Origin of the sequence: Thermovenabulum sp., assembly GCF_049723235.1 — a bacterium.
In the GTDB taxonomy this organism is placed as follows: Bacteria; Bacillota; Thermosediminibacteria; order Thermosediminibacterales; family Thermosediminibacteraceae; genus Thermovenabulum.
The window spans coordinates 1-17,368 of the sequence record NZ_JBNARB010000003.1 but is presented as its reverse complement, the minus strand read 5'-3'; the positions used below and the strand labels follow the sequence as shown (position 1 = coordinate 17,368).

The 17,368-nt window shown below is 37.9% G+C and carries 18 protein-coding genes; 15 read left to right on the top strand and 3 right to left on the bottom strand.

Going from position 1 to position 17,368, the window contains the following annotated elements; all coding sequences use genetic code 11:
- Window positions 1-15 precede the first annotated feature (15 nt).
- From purM to purD, 4 genes are read left to right on the top strand one after another with little or no spacing between them, the layout of a single operon-like run.
- A complete protein-coding gene (gene purM / locus ACPLOV_RS02240; RefSeq protein WP_424910606.1) occupies window positions 16-1,041 on the top strand; it encodes a phosphoribosylformylglycinamidine cyclo-ligase in 1,026 nt (341 codons plus the stop codon).
- Window positions 1,029-1,700: a phosphoribosylglycinamide formyltransferase gene (purN, locus tag ACPLOV_RS02235; RefSeq protein WP_424909680.1), complete on the top strand. Its 672-nt coding sequence runs from the start codon at window positions 1,029-1,031 to the stop codon at window positions 1,698-1,700. Before purM ends, purN begins: the two co-directional genes overlap by 13 nt.
- A complete protein-coding gene (gene purH / locus ACPLOV_RS02230) occupies window positions 1,666-3,231 on the top strand; it encodes a bifunctional phosphoribosylaminoimidazolecarboxamide formyltransferase/IMP cyclohydrolase (RefSeq protein WP_424910605.1) in 1,566 nt (521 codons plus the stop codon). Before purN ends, purH begins: the two co-directional genes overlap by 35 nt.
- A 23-nt stretch (window positions 3,232-3,254) precedes the next feature.
- Window positions 3,255-4,511, top strand: coding sequence for a phosphoribosylamine--glycine ligase (gene purD / locus ACPLOV_RS02225; RefSeq protein ID WP_424909679.1), 1,257 nt, complete (start codon window positions 3,255-3,257; stop codon window positions 4,509-4,511).
- Here the strand turns inward: purD and yfcE are convergent.
- Window positions 4,503-5,051 (bottom strand): phosphodiesterase, encoded by a 549-nt coding sequence (yfcE, locus tag ACPLOV_RS02220; protein WP_424909678.1) that lies wholly within the window; start codon window positions 5,049-5,051, stop codon window positions 4,503-4,505. The genes purD and yfcE overlap by 9 nt on opposite strands.
- Window positions 5,052-6,389, bottom strand: a complete 1,338-nt coding sequence (locus ACPLOV_RS02215; protein ID WP_424910510.1) for a CCA tRNA nucleotidyltransferase — start codon at window positions 6,387-6,389, stop codon at window positions 5,052-5,054.
- Window positions 6,390-6,657: 268 nt separating this feature from the next.
- Between ACPLOV_RS02215 and ACPLOV_RS02210 the strand changes: the two genes are divergently transcribed.
- The 8 genes from ACPLOV_RS02210 to sfsA all read left to right on the top strand — a co-directional run bounded on the left by ACPLOV_RS02210 (window position 6,658) and on the right by sfsA (window position 12,971).
- Window positions 6,658-7,170, top strand: coding sequence for a thioredoxin family protein (locus ACPLOV_RS02210; RefSeq protein WP_424909462.1), 513 nt, complete (start codon window positions 6,658-6,660; stop codon window positions 7,168-7,170).
- 9 nt (window positions 7,171-7,179) lie between these two features.
- Complete coding sequence (locus ACPLOV_RS02205; RefSeq protein ID WP_424909461.1) at window positions 7,180-7,563, top strand: DUF1284 domain-containing protein; 384 nt, start codon at window positions 7,180-7,182, stop codon at window positions 7,561-7,563.
- A 170-nt stretch (window positions 7,564-7,733) separates the two neighbouring features.
- Complete coding sequence (locus ACPLOV_RS02200; protein ID WP_424909460.1) at window positions 7,734-9,140, top strand: sodium:solute symporter family protein; 1,407 nt, start codon at window positions 7,734-7,736, stop codon at window positions 9,138-9,140.
- 27 nt (window positions 9,141-9,167) lie between these two features.
- Window positions 9,168-9,425 carry a hypothetical protein gene (locus ACPLOV_RS02195; RefSeq protein ID WP_424909459.1) on the top strand — a complete coding sequence of 86 codons (258 nt, stop codon included), beginning with the start codon at window positions 9,168-9,170 and terminating at the stop codon, window positions 9,423-9,425.
- 4 nt (window positions 9,426-9,429) lie between these two features.
- Window positions 9,430-10,551 carry a CoA transferase subunit A gene (locus ACPLOV_RS02190; RefSeq protein WP_424910509.1) on the top strand — a complete coding sequence of 374 codons (1,122 nt, stop codon included), beginning with the start codon at window positions 9,430-9,432 and terminating at the stop codon, window positions 10,549-10,551.
- Between the two features lie 15 nt (window positions 10,552-10,566).
- The gene (locus tag ACPLOV_RS02185) at window positions 10,567-11,442 is read left to right on the top strand and encodes a CoA-transferase subunit beta (protein WP_424909457.1); all 876 of its coding nucleotides are present in this window, start codon (window positions 10,567-10,569) and stop codon (window positions 11,440-11,442) included.
- 127 nt (window positions 11,443-11,569) lie between these two features.
- Window positions 11,570-12,265 carry a DUF6391 domain-containing protein gene (locus tag ACPLOV_RS02180; RefSeq protein WP_424909456.1) on the top strand — a complete coding sequence of 232 codons (696 nt, stop codon included), beginning with the start codon at window positions 11,570-11,572 and terminating at the stop codon, window positions 12,263-12,265.
- Window positions 12,266-12,275: 10 nt separating this feature from the next.
- Window positions 12,276-12,971, top strand: a complete 696-nt coding sequence (sfsA, locus tag ACPLOV_RS02175; RefSeq protein ID WP_424909455.1) for a DNA/RNA nuclease SfsA — start codon at window positions 12,276-12,278, stop codon at window positions 12,969-12,971.
- Window positions 12,972-12,983: 12 nt separating this feature from the next.
- Here sfsA and ACPLOV_RS02170 read toward each other — a convergent pair whose 3' ends face one another.
- Window positions 12,984-13,751, bottom strand: coding sequence for an NAD-dependent protein deacylase (locus ACPLOV_RS02170; protein WP_424910508.1), 768 nt, complete (start codon window positions 13,749-13,751; stop codon window positions 12,984-12,986).
- A gap of 186 nt (window positions 13,752-13,937) precedes the next feature.
- On the opposite strand from ACPLOV_RS02170, the gene ACPLOV_RS02165 reads away from it, so the two are divergent.
- From ACPLOV_RS02165 to ACPLOV_RS02155, 3 genes are all read left to right on the top strand, one after another.
- Window positions 13,938-14,279: a DUF3870 domain-containing protein gene (locus ACPLOV_RS02165; RefSeq protein WP_424909453.1), complete on the top strand. Its 342-nt coding sequence runs from the start codon at window positions 13,938-13,940 to the stop codon at window positions 14,277-14,279.
- 160 nt (window positions 14,280-14,439) lie between these two features.
- Window positions 14,440-15,948, top strand: coding sequence for an acetyl-CoA hydrolase/transferase family protein (locus tag ACPLOV_RS02160; protein ID WP_424909452.1), 1,509 nt, complete (start codon window positions 14,440-14,442; stop codon window positions 15,946-15,948).
- Between the two features lie 49 nt (window positions 15,949-15,997).
- Complete coding sequence (locus ACPLOV_RS02155; protein WP_424909451.1) at window positions 15,998-17,170, top strand: YidE/YbjL duplication; 1,173 nt, start codon at window positions 15,998-16,000, stop codon at window positions 17,168-17,170.
- Window positions 17,171-17,368: the final 198 nt, after the last annotated feature.

Here is a 17,368-nt window from a genome sequence, read left to right as displayed (position 1 = left end):
AAGGCTATGGAAAAAATGACCTATAAATCTTCAGGCGTTGATATAGATGCGGGCAATAAGGCAGTAGAGTTAATAAAAAAACATGTACGTTCTACTTACAGGAACGAGGTTATCGGCGACTTGGGAGGATTTGCAGGATTTTTTAAACTTGACCTTAAAAAATATAAAAATCCGGTTCTTGTTTCCGGCACCGATGGAGTAGGAACAAAAATAAAGATTGCGCAGGAAATGGACGTACACGATACTATTGGCATTGACCTGGTGGCCATGTGCGTAAATGATATTTTGGTAACGGGTGCTGAGCCTCTTTTTTTCCTGGATTACATCGCCTGCGGGAAACTCATTCCCGAGAAGATAGAAAAAATTGTCAACGGGATTTCGGAAGGATGCAGAAAAGCTGGTTGTTCTCTCATAGGTGGCGAAACGGCGGAAATGCCGGGCTTTTACGGGGAAGAAGAGTACGACCTGGCAGGATTTGCGGTGGGAGCGGTGGATGAAGATGGAATAATTGATGGATCGGGTATTTCCGAGAAGGATGTGGTAATCGGTATTTCATCTTCCGGACTTCACAGCAACGGATTTTCCTTAGTAAGAAAAGTGCTATTTGAAAGAGCAAAGCTTACCTACACTACTTATATCCAAGAGCTGGGTAAAACCCTTGGAGAAGAACTTTTAACTCCCACAAAGATTTATAAAGAGGATTTAGAGGTTTTAAAGGATTTTAAGATAAAAGGAATTGCTCATATTACAGGGGGTGGCCTGGTCGAAAACCCGCCCAGGATTTTAAAAGAGGATTTGAGTTTTCGGATTTTTACCAATAGCTGGGAAGTACCTCCTATATTTAATATTATTAAAAACACGGGGGAAATCGAAGAAGCCGAGATGTTCAGAATATTTAATATGGGTATAGGACTAATCCTGGTGGTTTCTGAAGAAGAAGTGGATAAAATATTAAGCCTGCTAAAAGAAAAAAAAGAAAAAGCTTTTGTCATAGGAGATGTAGTTAGGGGAGAAAGGGGCGTTACATTTTGCAAAAAGTAAAGGTGGGAGTTCTCGTTTCAGGCACAGGAACAAACCTGCAGGCTTTAATCGATGGAGTGAAACGGGGTTTTTTACCCTGTGAAATCTCGGTAGTAATATCCAATAAAAAAGAAGCCTTTGCCCTAAAAAGAGCTGAAAAAGAAGGAATTCCGGGTTATTTCATAGATGAAAAGGATTTTAGAGAAAAAACGGATTACGAAAAAAAGATAGTAGAAATTTTAAAAGAATATAGAGTAGAACTGGTGGTGCTTGCAGGTTATTTAAAGGTATTATCTCCGTATTTTGTAAGAGAATTTCATAATAAAATTATAAATGTTCATCCATCTTTGATACCTTCCTTTTGCGGTAAGGGTTTTTATGGAAGGAGAGTGCATGAAGAGGTAATAAAATACGGAGTGAAAGTGACGGGTGCAACGGTGCATTTTGTTGATGAAGGCACCGATACGGGGCCTATTATTTTGCAAAAGGCGGTACCGGTCCTGGATGAAGATACACCTGAATCCCTTGCGGAAAGGGTAAAAAAGGTGGAACATGAAATACTTCCCCTTGCTGTTAAGCTTTTTGCGGAGAAAAGGCTCGTAATAGAAAATAGAAGGGTGAAAATTACGGGAGGGCTTGGCGATGATGGAGAAAAAGAGAGCAATAATATCGGTATATGACAAGAAAAATGTGGTGGAATTTGCAAAAAACCTTGTGGAAATGGGATATGAAATAATTTCCACGGGTAAAACTGCGGATATACTGAGCAAGGAAGGAATTATCACGATTAATATTTCCGATTATACCGGGTTTCCGGAAATGCTCGAAGGCAGGGTTAAAACCCTGCACCCAAAGGTGCACGGAGGGATTCTTGCCAGGAGAAAAAATGAAGAGCATATGTGGCAGTTAAAACAACAGGGTATTTCAACTATAGATATGGTAGTAGTTAATTTATACCCTTTTAAAAACACCATTTTAAAGGAAAAGGTGGATTTTCAGGAAGTTATAGAGAATATAGACATAGGTGGTCCTACCCTTCTCAGAGCAGCAGCAAAAAATTTTGAAGATGTAATTGTTATTTGCGATCCGGAAGATTATTTTAATATTATCGAAGAATTAAGGGCAAAGGGAGATGTGGGTTTTGAAAAAAGGTTTGAACTCGCTTTAAAAGTTTTTGAACATACCTCCCATTACGATGCGGTTATTGCGGATTATTTCAGAAAAACCTTGAAACAAAAGGGAGTTCAAATTCAAAAATTCCCCGAAACCCTTACTTTTACCTTCGAAAAGGTAGAAAAGCTTCGCTATGGGGAAAATCCTCATCAAGAGGCGGCTCTTTATAAAGAAGTAAAAACTAAAAAAGGGAGCCTTTTTTCAGCCGAAATTTTAAACGGTAAAGAGCTTTCTTTTAATAATATTAATGATATAGAAGCAGCTGTAACTATTGCTGCGGAGTTTGAAGAACCCTGCGCTGTGGCTATTAAACACACTAACCCCTGCGGGGTTGCTCTGGGAGAAAGTATTTACGATGCATTTACCCGGGCCTATAATGCGGATCCTGTTTCCATTTTCGGTGGTATAGTTGCCCTTAACCGCAAAGTCGATGTGGAGACGGCAAAAGTCTTGAACAGCATATTTTTAGAAATAGTAATTGCTCCCGATTATGACGAAGAAGCTTTAAATTTGCTTAAACAAAAAAAGAATTTAAGAATATTAAAAATGGAAATAAGCGAATATAAAAACCTACATGAGGATGGTTTTGATATTAAAAAGATTGGCGGGGGAATCCTTGTCCAGGATTTTGATTCAATGGATTTTGATTTAAAAGAGCTAAAATACGTAACAAAATTAAAACCTGCTGAAAGAGAATTAAAGGATTTGATCTTTGCCTGGAAGGTAGTAAAACATGTTAAATCCAATGCCATAGTAATTGCAAAGGATCTATGCACGGTTGGTATAGGCATGGGCCAGGTAAACAGGCTCTGGCCTACCCAGCAGGCAATTTCCTGGGCAAAGGAAAAGGCACAAAATGCCGTTCTTGCTTCGGATGCATTTTTCCCTTTTCCGGATGTAGTAGAAGAGGCGGCTAAGGCTGGAATTAAAGCCATCATCCAGCCGGGAGGATCAATAAGGGATGAGGAATCAATAAAAGCATGTGACGAAAAGGGCATTGCGATGGTTTTTACCGGAATAAGGCACTTTAAGCATTAAATTAAAACCTTGGAGGGGAAATAATGAGGATATTGGTGGTTGGCCAGGGCGGAAGGGAGCATGCTCTTTGTTATGCCCTTGCTAAAAGCAAAAAGGTAAAGGAGATTTACGCGGCACCGGGCAACCCAGGAATGGATGAAATAGCCGGGAGAGTCGATATAAATGCGGAAAACATTGAAGGCCTTGCAGATTTCGCTTTAAATAAAAATATAGATATTACGGTGGTAGGACCTGAAACACCTTTAGCACTGGGTATTTCTGATGAATTTAATAAAAGAGGATTAAATATTATTGGCCCTGTAAAAGAAGGTGCGCTACTTGAAAGCAGCAAAGTTTACGCCAAAAATTTTATGAGAACATATTCCATTCCCACCGCATTTTACGAGGTGTTTGACGATTACAGGAAAGCTATGGAATTTATTGATGGGCAAAAATTTCCAGTTGTTATAAAAGCGGAAGGTTTAGCCCAGGGAAAGGGAGTGATTATTGCCCGGGATAAAAGGGAAGCACAGGAAGCTTTAGAAGATTTAATGGTGAAGAAAGTTTTCGGTAGTTCGGGAGAAAGGGTAGTTATTGAAGAATTCTTAGAAGGACGGGAAGTCACGGTACTTGCTTTTTGTGACGGGAATACTATAATCCCCATGCTTCCCAGCAGAGACCATAAAAGGCTTTTTGATAATAATGAAGGGCCAAACACGGGTGGAATGGGGGCGATTTGTCCCTGCCCGGATGTGGATGGTAATTTAATGGAAGATATCTATAAGAAAATACTAATAAGAACTTTGGAGGGTTTAAAGAAAGAAGGAATAATCTATAAAGGTATTCTTTACGCGGGTTTAATGCTAACAAAAGAAGGTCCTAAGGTACTTGAATTCAACTGCCGTTTTGGTGACCCTGAAGCTCAGGCGGTATTGCCGCTTTTAAAAAGTGATGTTGTAGAAATTTTTGAAAGTATAATTAACGGGAATCTTGATAAACAAACCATCGAATGGGAAGGACTATTTGCAGTAAATGTGGTTGCCGCATCGGGCGGGTATCCCGGCAAGTACGAAAAAGGCAAAAAAATAATAGGCCTTGAAAAGGCAAAGCAAAAAGGAGCTCTTGTTTTTCATTCGGGCACTTTAAAATCCGGTAATGAATATTACACATCCGGCGGCAGGGTTCTTTCGGTAACAGCGATGGGAGCAAAATTAAACGAGGCAAGGGAAAAGGCGTATGATGCTTTGAAGGAAATATATTTTGAAGGAATGCATTTTAGAAAAGATATTGGACTATACTAATTTGTATTCTAATACTACTTCTTTTGACTCAATATTGTAAAGTTTTACCACATCCTCGAGGATTATTCCGCAGGAAGGAATACCGTCCTTTGGTAAAGAGGTTGAACCGGGATTTATAAGCATTACATTGCCTATTTTTTCAATAGTTTTAACATGAGTATGTCCTGCAATTAAAAAATCCACACCCCAATCATTACATAGGCTCAACCAGTCCTCAAGAGGTTTATCGTGGCCGTGAATGGCCACTATTTTTTTTGCATAAGTATATATTAAAGCATAGCTGTTTTGAAGGGGGAATCTCAACAACAGCTGGTCTATATCGGCATCGCAATTACCGCAGGCTGCAACAATGGGTTTATTACATTCGTTCAATAAACGGGCTAATCTTTGCGGGTCATAACCTGCCGGGAGCGGGTTTCTCGGGCCGTGGTATAAAACATCCCCCGAGTGCACTATGAGGTCGCAGTCTTTAATAATATCGAAGGCTTTTAAAAAGGCTTCTGCACTTCCATGGGTATCACTTATTAAACCGATTTTCATTTACATTTCCTCCTTCTTGGGGTAAAATTTATTTTTTGCCATTTCAAGGAGAGTATCTTTCTCATTTAAAGATGGATCTTTTAAAATTTCTTCCAAAAGATAGCTCAAAATTTGACCTATTAGAGGACCCGGCTTTAAATTAAAGGCTTTAATTAAATCATCGCCTTTTACGGCTAAGTCCTTTAGGTTATAATCTAATTTTTCTTTCTGCAAAATTTCTAATTTGTTTATGAGACTTGATAATCCCGGGCCTATTGCCTGGGGAAAACCGCTGGCAAGCCTATCGGCTTTTCTGATTTCAATGAGGTCGTAAATATTCTCCCACCCCACAGTAAAAACAAGCTTTCTTGCTTTATAAAGGTCATCTTCAGGGTAAAAAATAAACATATGATGTTTTATTAAATGGATCACCTTTTTAATGGTTTTTGAGTCGTACTTTAACCTTCTTAAAACTTCTTCGGCTATTCTGGCAGATATCTCATGGTGGTTGGGGAATTCTAATCCGTATTCCTTTTTTTGGGCACAAAAGGGCTTTCCTACATCATGCAGAACTCCGGCAAGCTTAAGGTATAACTTCTTTGAAAGGTACTTACTCATTATAAGATTATGTTCCAATACATCATAGGGTTTATTGTAATGTTCAACTCCCATTCCTTCTAAAAGTTCAGGTATAATATAATCCAAAAGATTTGTCAAAAAAAGCATGTTAAGGCCTTCGTAAGAATTATCAGATAGGAGTATTTTTGAAAACTCATCCCTGATCCTTTCTTTGGAAATAGTTTCTAATAGTGCAGATTTTGCTTTTATGGTGTATAATGTGGAAGGTTCGATGGAAAAATTGAGCTGTGCCATAAACCTTACCGCTCTTAATGCCCTGAGAGGGTCTTCCCAGATTCTTTTTGAAGAACCGGTGCATCTTATTATTTTATTTTTAATATCTTCTATTCCTCCGAAGGGGTCAATAATTTTATTTTCGATAGGATCGTAAGCAATAGAATTTATTGTAAAATCCCTTCTTGACAGGTCCTCTTCAATAGAGCCAGCAAAACCGTACTGGGGCTTTCTTCCCGGAGCGTCATTTCTAAAGGGAGTTATCTCTATTTTTTTGTCCTTTAGAACATACAAAAAGGTTCCAAATTCACCGTAAGGAATTGCTTTTGGCAAAGCTTTTTGTATTTCATAAGGCCGGGCACTGGTAGATATGTCATAGTCAAAATTTTCTTTTCCTAAAAGCGCATCCCTTACTGTCCCTCCTACTATATAGGCTTGATAACCGCTATTTTTGAAACATTTTATAACTTCTATAACGTCCTGGGGTATTTTTATCTGTGATAACATATTTTACCTCCGGTATCTAAAAAAGGAAAAATTTGAAGATTGATGTTGTTAAATCAAAATATATCATAATTTTACGTTAAATAAAAGATAATAAGTTTTTTATAAGTAAGATACAATCGATGTTTTAAAAAAATTTTTATGCTATACTTTATATTAAGGTGAGTATAATGTATCCGAAAAACCGCCTGCTGGGATCGGATGCATTAAAAAGGGCGGAATATAAATAGCCCAGCCTCAAGCAAAAGATTCAGCTTGAGCTAACGGGAGGATGATGGATTTTAAAAAGCTTTTTTTAAAGGGGATAGATTTTGAAGATTTTTTAGAACAAGCTGACGAAAAAACGAGGAAAAAGATTGAGGATATTTACGGCAAAATAAACTTTAGCGATAAATTGTTGGAAAGAATTAATGAAATCAATAAAAAAATAAAGGTCCTGGTTTTTGCTGAAAGCTGGTGTCCCGATTGCATTGCCGCCGTTCCCGTCCTTATAAAAATGGCAAAAACCTCGGGAGTCATAGATTATGCAATACTGCCAAAAGAAGGTCATGAAGAAATTTTAGAAAATTATAAATACGATGGAAAACCTCGAATTCCCACTTTTATTTTCCTGGATGAAAACTATAGAGAAATTGGAAATTACGTAGAAATACCTGCTAAAATAAAGGAGATTTACGAAAAGGGTATGCAGGCTGATTACATTGTAGCCCGCAGAAATTACAGAAATGGTCTTTATCCGGATATGATTGCGGAAGAATTTTTAAATATTATTGAGGAAAGATGACAACAGCCTATGATTAAACTTCGAGGGCATCATTTAATTTGTTTGAATTATTACGATGGTGATGGAATTGATGAAAGGTTTAAAGAAAATGTGCAATTTATAAAGAAAAAAATGGCCGAGGGAGATACGGTAAAGGTCGTAGAGGGTCCTGATGATGTATGCGGAGAATGTAAATATCTTAAAGATTATACTTGTCATTATTCGTTGAGTTCAGAAGATGAGGTAAAAAGTTTGGATAATTTGGCTTTAAAGCACTTAAAATTTGCTGCAGGGGATTCAGTTTGTTTTTCTGATTTGAAAAAAAATCTTTCCTTAATATCCTTAGAATTTTATAAAGAATTCTGCAGCGGATGTAATTTTGAAGGATATTGTAAAAATCCTCTAAAAAACTGAAAAAGTTTTATTATATCCACCCTCCGGGGTGGTATTTTTTTTATAATTTATTATTATTGATTATTTTTTTAATTTATTGTATCATTTAATCAGACAAGTTAGTTAAAAGTTTGGCAATTTACAAAAAATAATAAAAATAGACAAAATATAGACGATAAGGAGGTTTTAAATTGTACAACCTTACCTATGAACATACTTTCGGAATAGTGATTACACTGCTTTTTATCACCTTTCTCGGATATTTTTCGGGTAGGAATATAAAAAGTTCTTCCGATTTTTCTACGGGAGGAAGAAGAGCGGATTCATCCGTAATTGTCGGAGCAATAACGGGAACGCTGGTAGGAGGCGCGTCTACCATCGGAACGGCTCAGCTTGCTTTTGTTTCCGGGCTTTCTGCCTGGTGGTTCACCTTAGGAGCCGGTATAGGATGTCTGGTTCTGGCGCTTTTTTTTGCCGAACCCTTTTATAAAATGAATAAAGGTACAATACCTCAAATTCTCTGCGAGGAATTCGGGCAAATTGCAGGGCCTATTTCCAGTATTTTTGTTTCTATTGGCATGTTTTTAAATATTGTAGCTCAGGTTCTTTCTGCCGTAGCCTTGATTACATCAATGTTTAAAATGCTGCCTTTTTCGGCTGCAGTAATTGCGATATTAATTATGGCTACCTACGTGATTTTCGGTGGGGTATGGGGTGCGGGAATTGTCGGTGTGGCAAAACTTTTACTCTTATATCTTGCAATGCTGGTGGGAGGCATTATTTCGTATAAAGGCCTGGGAGGATTACCGGGAATATTTAGTACCTTTCCGGCAAACCCATACTTTAACTTATTCGGGAGAGGATTCTGGGTAGATTTTGCAGCAGGTTTCTCGCTGGTTATAGGCGTTATTTCCACACAGACCTATTTCCAGGCGGTGGTATCAGGAAAAAGCGTAGAAGAAGCTAAAAAAGGTGCATTGATTAGTGCTATAATTATTCCTCCAATCGGTATAGCGGGAATTTTAATAGGACTTTATATGAAGGCTAATTTTCCCAGCATAAATCCAGCCTCGGCGTTACCTTTGTTCGTTATAAACCATTTAAACCCCTGGCTGGGAGGAGTGATACTCGCAACTTTACTCATTGCCGTTGCAGGAACAGGTTCCGGGCTTACGCTGGGGATCAGCACCATCTTTGCAAAGGATATATATGCAAAATTTATTAATCCAAAGGCCAATGACAGTGTTTTGCTGAAGGTAACGAGATTAAGTATAATAGCGGTTTTGAGCATCACGCTCTTATTCATCACCGGAAACCTGAAATCCCTGATTTTAAAGTGGAGCTTTATGTCTATGGGACTTCGGGGAGCTACAGTTTTTGCTCCCTTATGTGCGGCAATATTTATGAGAGGAAGGGTTGACAGGAGATTTGCAATCCTGTCAATGGTTATAAGCCCATTAACGGTGCTGATAGGGAAATTTATTCTACCCGAGAATATAGACCCTCTAATTCCGGGGATATTAATAGGTATGATATTAATTTTTACAGGAACCTTTGTTAAGGAAAAAACTCCCGAAAACAAAACTCCTATGGCTTAAAATACAACTGGATCAGGGGGAATTATAATGAAAAATCTAATGAACTATATATGGCTTTTAAATGCCTGCAATAACAGTCTGCTGGAAGCAGAAATCCTTTCAAAACAGGCTCTTGAAAGATATGATGAATTTTTTAAAGAAAGCCAAGGTATAAAAGGAGAAGAAAGAGAGTGTTTGAAAAAAGAACTGGAAAATTCTATTTTATACCTTGATGAAAAAGTAAAATTCTTACAACTTTTATCGGAGAAACTAAAGGAAGTTATTCCTTTACTAAAGGAGGAGTAAGATTATGAGCAACTCCGAACTTAAAAACAAGGTTATGACCGCAAAAGAGGCTGTTGAAAGGTTTATTAAGCCGGGAACCCACATAGCCTTTGGCGGATTTACGATATTAAGGAGACCTATGACAATTGCCAGGGAGATTGTAAGGCAGGGAATAGACAACCTTTTTGTTACCATGAACGGTGGAACACTGGTTGAAGAAATGCTGGCTGGAGCGGGATTAATCAAGTGGCTCGAAACCACTTACTTAGGCCTGGAAGGTGGCATGCCCGTTGCTTATGCTATAAGGCAGGCCATTGAATCGGGAGAAATCGAACTTATAGAAGATTACAGTAACTGGAGCTTTGCTCAGAGGACTTTAGCAGGAAGATTGGGACTTCCTTTTATGCCCTGTCTTGGCGATATTGGCAGCGATCTTATCGAATACGATACATTCAAAAAAGCCGGGCTAAGAGGCAAGAAGGAAAACGGAGAGTTTATTCACCCCGGAATACCTCCCAAAAAATATGAAATTATAGACGACCCCTTTGAGGGATTTGGGTTAAGACCCAGAAGGTTTTTAAGCGGGGAAGATTCTTGCGTAAATAAGACTAATGCTTACAGAGATGGCAAGATAAATTCGAAAAAGTATACCGGAAAAGAAGGAGTTAAGGTAGCCCTTGTACCACCTTTAATGCCCGAAGTATGTGTAGTAAGGGCTCAGAGAGTTGCTCTCGACGGCACCGTAAGAATAGAAGGACTTATAGGTCCGGACCTGGATCAATCCCTTTGCGGAAGGATTTTAATTGTCGAATGTGAAAGAATATGTCCGCCGGAAGAGTTAAGAGCCGTTCCGGAACATAACCAGATAGCTGCTCATTTTGTACATGCTATTGTGGAACAACCCTTCGGTGCTTACCCCAGTGCCGTTCCCAATTACTATGATTACGATTATTCGTGGTTTAAGAATTACGTAAAAGAGGTTAATCATCAGCCAAAGGAAAAAGTAAAGGAATTCTGGGAAAAGCATGTAAAGGAAACCAAGGATGATTGGGATTACTTATATAATAAGGTAGGAATTAAAAAACTTTTTTCATTGAGAACCGATCCTAAATACCACTATAATCCGAACCTTGACAGATTCAATTGAGGGAAGGGTGAAAAAATGCCTTTAGATATAAATGTTAAGGAATATGAAGAATACTTAATAAAAATGGGTCTGGAAAAAGATAAATACACCTATATGGAACTTTTGGCTGTGGCAACGGCAAGGGAAATGCCCGACGAGGCCTTTGCGTTTGTAGGGACAGGATTACCCCTTCTTGCCGCTATGCTTGCCCAGCATACCCATGCTCCTAATATGACAATAATCCTGGAAGCGGGCACGGTAGGTCCTAAAATTGAACATATACCCGTTTCCGTTGCGGACCCCCGAGCGTGCTATCAGGCATCTACCCTTTCCACTCTTGTAGATGCTTTCGGAACCTTAGCGGCAAGGGGATACTGTACCCTCGGAGTTCTCGGAGCAGCTGAATGCGATAAATACGGTAACCTTAATTCAACAGCAATAGGTAGCTACTGGCCTAAAGGGGTTTCCGAAACGGGAAGAGGACCGGATGTAAGGTTTACAGGGAGTGGAGGGGCAAACAGTATAGCCAGCTTAGCGGATAAGATAATCGCCATGATGGTCCACGAGAAAAGGCGCCTCCCCGAGAAGGTCCAATATTTAACTACACCGGCGGGAATGAGGGGGCCAAAAGGGGAGACGAGATTCGATTACGGGCTTTTCAGGGGCGGAGATTTGGTAGTGGTCACCGACCTTTGCAAAATGAAACCCGATCCCGAAACGGGTATACTTTACCTTGACGAAATTTATCCGGGAATCGACCCGGAATTTGTAAAACAGAATACGGGATTTGATCTTGATATTTCAAGATGCAGAGTTATGGAGCCACCTACGGAAGAAGAGTTAATGATTTTAAGGATGAAGGTGGATCCGGAAAGAATTTACCTGGGAAGAAAACCAAAAAGAAAAGAATAAGGGTGCAAAAAACGCACCCATTTTTATTAAGTTTAATTCACAGGTATAGCAAAAACAAAGCAAATTTTATAAAATGATTATTAGGTATAAAAAATAAATTTAAATTTAGAAAAAGGAAGGTAATAATATGCCCTTTTTATTAATGCTTTTGTTAATATTTTTTTTCTTCCCGTATCTGATACTTCCCTTTCTGATATTTTTTATAATAGGTTCATTATTTTTACTGCCCTATGTTTTAATTTTTAACTCTTTTTATAATGTTATAACAATACCCTGGCAGATAATAAAAATTGCCGCGGATAAAAGGGTAAGAAAAAATCACAGCTTAGAGCATGCCACTGTAAATGTGCTGGAAGAAAGATATGGGCGAAATTTAAGAATAGGCGGGCTTGCTTATTCCAATGGTTTTACCCTATCGGGGCCGGACCTTCCCCCTCCTTACGAAATTTTAGATGCAGCCCGGGAAGGCCTTTTAAGGATGAGACGGGGAGAAATAAGTTTAGCACTGCACCCACGATGCGGAACTTCTATTGCTGCCGCCAATTTTTTATTTTCTCTTGCTTTTGTTATTGTATTAATCTTTTATAAACACTTTAGTTTATTAAATATATTAGTAGCTTTTCTTTTTGCAAATATTCTGGCAAAACCTTTTGGGATCATGCTCCAAAAGTTTTTCACCACTCATCCCGATGTGGAGGATGTGGAAATTCTTGATATATACGGACAGGGGCTTGGTTTTCCTTTTGAATTCTTTTTAAACCCTAACAGGACTTATTTTATAAAAACCGCCGATATAAAAAGGGGCTTTAGATTATTTTTATAAGGAGAAGAATATGAAAATAGAGGGCGAAAAAATTGAAGCGATTTTTGTAAAAAGGCTGAATCGATTTGAGGCGCAAGTTTTATTAAACGAAAAAGAGATTACCGTTCACGTTCCAAATAGCGGGAGGCTAAAAGAACTATTTATACCGGGGGCGGAAGTTATACTGCTTGAATCAAAAAATGAAAATAGGAAGCATAAATATGATTTAATATTTGTCAAAAAGGATTTAAATTTAATTTCTGTTGATTCCTCAATTCCTTCAAAACTTGCCGTTGAAGAAATAAAACGGGGAGCTCTTGCTCCCTTTTTTGAAGAGTATATAAATTTAAAAACGGAAGTCAGATTTAAAGATAGCCGTTTTGATATAGGACTGGGTAATTCCGAACGCATAGATTATTTTTTGGAAGTTAAAGGGGTAACCCTTGTAAAGAATGCGGTGGCTTTTTTTCCGGATGCACCGACAGTAAGGGGAACAAAACATTTAAAACATTTGATTGAAGCCAAAAAAGAAGGTTACTCTGCCGGTGTCCTTTTTATTGTGCAAAGGGAAGATGCTGAGATTTTTCGCCCTAACCGGGAAATGGATAAAGTTTTTTCTGAAGAACTAATCAAGGCTCGGAATGCCGGTGTTGATATATTTGCTTTTAACTGTGAAGTAAAAGTGGATAATATAAAAATCAAGGAAAAAATTAAGGTTTTGCTATAAAACTTTATTATATCAATTGACATTAATTTGCATTATATCTGCAAGATGTCTAAACACCTCTCCTATGGATTCATGAATTACAAGGTCTGCATACCTATCCCAGGGGGTTTCCTCTTTGTTGATGATGGCCAATTTTTTTGCAAAGGAAGGAAGGTCCGCTACAGGGTAAACCTGAAGGCTGCTCCCTACCACTACTAAAAGTTCACATCCTTCCATATCCTCAAGGGCTTTTAAATAATCCTTTCCCATGGGGTCTTCAAACAAAACCACGTCAGGCCTGAGCATACCATTACAGTAACTGCAGTGAGGAGGATTTTTTCCGGCGAAATATTGGTTAGCCATTTCTTCAAAGGGATAGGTTCTATTGCATTCCATACAATGACAAGTCCTTAAATGCCCGTGCACTTCTCTTACCCTTTTTGAACCAGCTTTAATATGTAAACCATCGATATTTTGAGTGATTACTGTTTGTATGTATCCCATTTCCTCAAGTTTTGCTATTACCTTATGAGCAATATTTGGTTGTGCATTAACGTATTTTGTCCAGGTGGGTATATTAAAATCAAAGAACTTTTTTGGATCCGTCATAAGTGCTGTTACACTGACGTATTTCATAGGGTCAAATTTTTCCCAGAGCCCCGTGCCCTTGCTCCTGTAATCGGGGATACCGCTTTCGGTGCTAATTCCGGCCCCCGTTAATACATTATTTTTATTGTTATTTAGTAGCAGGTTTTTTAAAATATTTATTTTTTCAAGAATATCTTGGGTATTCCTTAACATAAAATCCCTTCCTTTAAGTCTCAAAATTGGTGAAAAATTGCTAAATATATTATATTAAAAAACTTATGTTTTTGAAAACTAAAAAATATTGTATACATAAAAAAATAAGAAGGAAATTTTATATTTTTATCGAAATAATATATAAAAGATAAAGTTATACTTATCACAAATATACAGGGTGTTGGTATGAATAGGGTAAATCAATCTGAAATTTTAATAACAGGATATGCTAAACTTCCAGAAGAAACGACTGCGTATAAGCTTTACGATGTAGTGGGTATAGCACTTCGAATTAATAAAGAAAATGCCGAAATAATTGATGCAGATATTACACTTGCCACATCCGTTGCCAAACAATTTTTTAGAGATGCTGTAATAGGAAAAAATCTCAATAAAATTGATGAAATAATCAATATATTTGAAAGGCAATACTTAGGCACTGCTAAAAAATCTATAATAACAGCTTTGAAAATATGTCAGCTAAGATATAAGAACTATTTAAAAAATATTGAAAGCAAGGATGAATAATTTCTTAAAATAAATTTAATAAAATAAGAGGGCCATTTACCTGTGGATGATAGAAAATAACTTTTATCATAAAAGCAGGTAATGTGCGGCCTAAGATAGCGATATTTTGCTGTCTTAGGCCGTTTTTATTTTATAAAAAAACAGCGAGGTGATAATTTTTATGAATGTTTCGAGAGAGAGATTGCGTCTGCCAACGTTAAAAGACAGAATTATGAGTGCAGACGAAGCGGCCAATTTAATTAAGAATGGTATGACAGTAGCAACCAGTGGATTTACTCCCTCCGGTTACCCAAAAGAAGTACCGATGGCAATTGCAAAAAGAGCGGAGAGGGAAAATTTAAAAATAATACTTTATACAGGTGCTTCTGTAGGTGACGAGCTTGACGGGACTCTTTCAAGGGCCAATGCAATAGCAAAAAGAATTCCTTATCAGACCAATGAAAGTATAAGAAATGCCATTAATTCTGGAAAAATAGAATTTGTGGACCTTCATCTTAGCCATATGCCGCAGATGATAAGATATGGTTTTCTTGGGAAGATTGATGTAGCAATTATAGAAGCTGTTGCCATTAGGGAGGATGGGGGTATAGTTCCAGCTACTTCTCTGGGCAACAGCCCTGTTTTTGTGGAAATGGCGGAAAAGGTGATAATTGAGTTGAATGAAAGTCATCCTTTAGAACTTGAGGGTATGCATGATATTTATACACCGGAAAATCCACCTGATAGAAAACCTATTCCTTTAACCAGGGTAGATCAGAGAATTGGGAAAGATTATATACCGTGCAACCCTGATAAAATCGCTGCTATCGTCCTTACCAATAGAAAGGACAGTGTAAGACCTCTTTCACCTGTTGACGAGACGTCTAAAAAAATATCCGAACATCTTATAGATTTTTTAGAAAATGAGGTTAAAAAGGGAAGGCTCCCGAAAAACCTGCTTCCTCTCCAGTCAGGCGTAGGGAATATAGCTAATGCAGTTTTAAAAGGCCTATTGGATTCACCTTTTGAAGGACTGGAATTCTATTCAGAAGTAATTCAGGACGCGGTTTTTGACCTTTTGGACAGCGGGAAAATGGTAATTGCTTCCGGCACTTCTGTTACTCCCTCGGAAGAAGGCCTTGATAGATTCTACAAGAATATTGATTTTTACAGAAAGAAAATCATACTCCGGCCGCAGGAAATAAGTAATAATCCTGAAATAATAAGGCGTCTTGGTGTTATAGCAATGAATACGGCTATTGAAGTGGATATTTATGGACATGTCAATTCAACTCATATCATGGGGACAAAGATGATGAACGGCATCGGAGGTTCAGGGGATTTTACAAGAAATGCATATATATCCATATTTGCTACTCCTTCTACTGCAAAGAACGGGGCGATTTCCTGCATAGTACCGATGGTTTCTCATGTAGACCACACTGAGCATGATGTAATGGTTGTCGTTACAGAACAAGGCCTTGCTGATTTAAGGGGATTAAGTCCTAAGGAAAGGGCCAAGGAGATTATTAAAAAATGTGCACATCCTGATTATAAAGATGCTTTAATGGAATACTTCAATAAGGCGATAGAAAAAGCAGGTTTAACCCATACTCCGCATATTCTTGAAGAAGCTTTTTCCTGGCATATAAAATTTATGAAAGAAGGGAGGATGAATTCAATATTATAAAGCTTGTATTTTTTAAAATCTTTAATTTAAATTTTAAGGAGGGGAAACTGTGGATGCGTTTATTAAAAGTGTAATGGGCAATAAATTTTTCATCCTGTTTGTTGTTACTGCTCTTGGATTGATTTTAGGGAAAATCAAGGTAAAGGGTATAAGCCTTGAGACATCGGGAGCACTTTTTGTGGGCCTCGTTTTTGGGGCTCTCGGATATAAACCTGAAAAGGTTCTTTTTACCTTCAGTTTAATAATATTTGTATCAGCTGTTGGCTTATTGGCGGCAAAGGATATAGGAAGGGTAATAAAACTATACGGACTTAAATTTGTTTTGTTAGGAATTATAATAACTTTTGCCGGAGCATTTGCAACTTATATTCTTACTTTGATTTACCAGGGTACTCTTGACCCTTATCTGGTATCGGGAACTTATACTGGAGCACTGACAAGCTCACCTGGCCTTGCAGCAGCTCTTGAAGCTACGAAAAATAATCCAAACATTACTATTGGGCATGCAGTAGCTTACCCCTTTGGCGTAATAGTTGTTATACTTTTTGTTCAATTAGCTCCATTAATATTCCGGATAGATGTAAAAAAGGAATTAGAACAATATAGGATAGAAATGATGCAGGGGGGACAGGGAGATAAAAACCCGAAGGCAGAGCCTACCCAGGTAAAAGAAAAATTCAATCTCTTAAGTTATTGTATAATACTTGCATTGGGAATAATTATAGGAAGTATACCCTTCAGAATTCCAGGAATTGCAACACCTATAAAGTTAGAAACAACAGGTGGCGTATTGATATCAGCACTTTTACTGGGATATTTCGGTAAAATAGGTTCTTTAAATACCAGAATGCCCAAGGAAACTCTGGCAAATTTTAGAGAACTTGGTCTTGCGTTTTTCCTTGCGATTGTAGGTCTTGATAGCGGAGCCGGTGTGGTACAAGTAGTAAAACAGACAGGTGTGATACTTTGTGTTATAGGATTTGTAGCAGGTTTATTTGCCGAATTAGTAGGATTTTTAATTGGAAGGTATATATGGAAGATTAACTGGATACTTCTTTCTGGAGCAATATGTGGCGGAATGACCAGCACACCCGGTTTAGGTGCGGCTATAGAAGCTACTGGAACTGATGAGGTTGCTACCGGTTATGGTGCCACATATCCCATAGCACTTCTTTTCATGGTAATATGGACCATATTGCTCCATACTGTTTTAGGTGCATAATATATAATTTCTGGCTTTTAGTTTTAATAGTAATTGAACACGAAGGAATGGGTAACAGAATTTTTATTAAAAGCTGTTACCCATTCCTCACTGCAATATTTAATATTCAAAATTTGCAAATGGGAGGGAAAAAACTTGTTTGGCAAAGAAACCCTTAGCAGGATACAGGAAGAACAAAAAAGATGGGAAGAAACTACG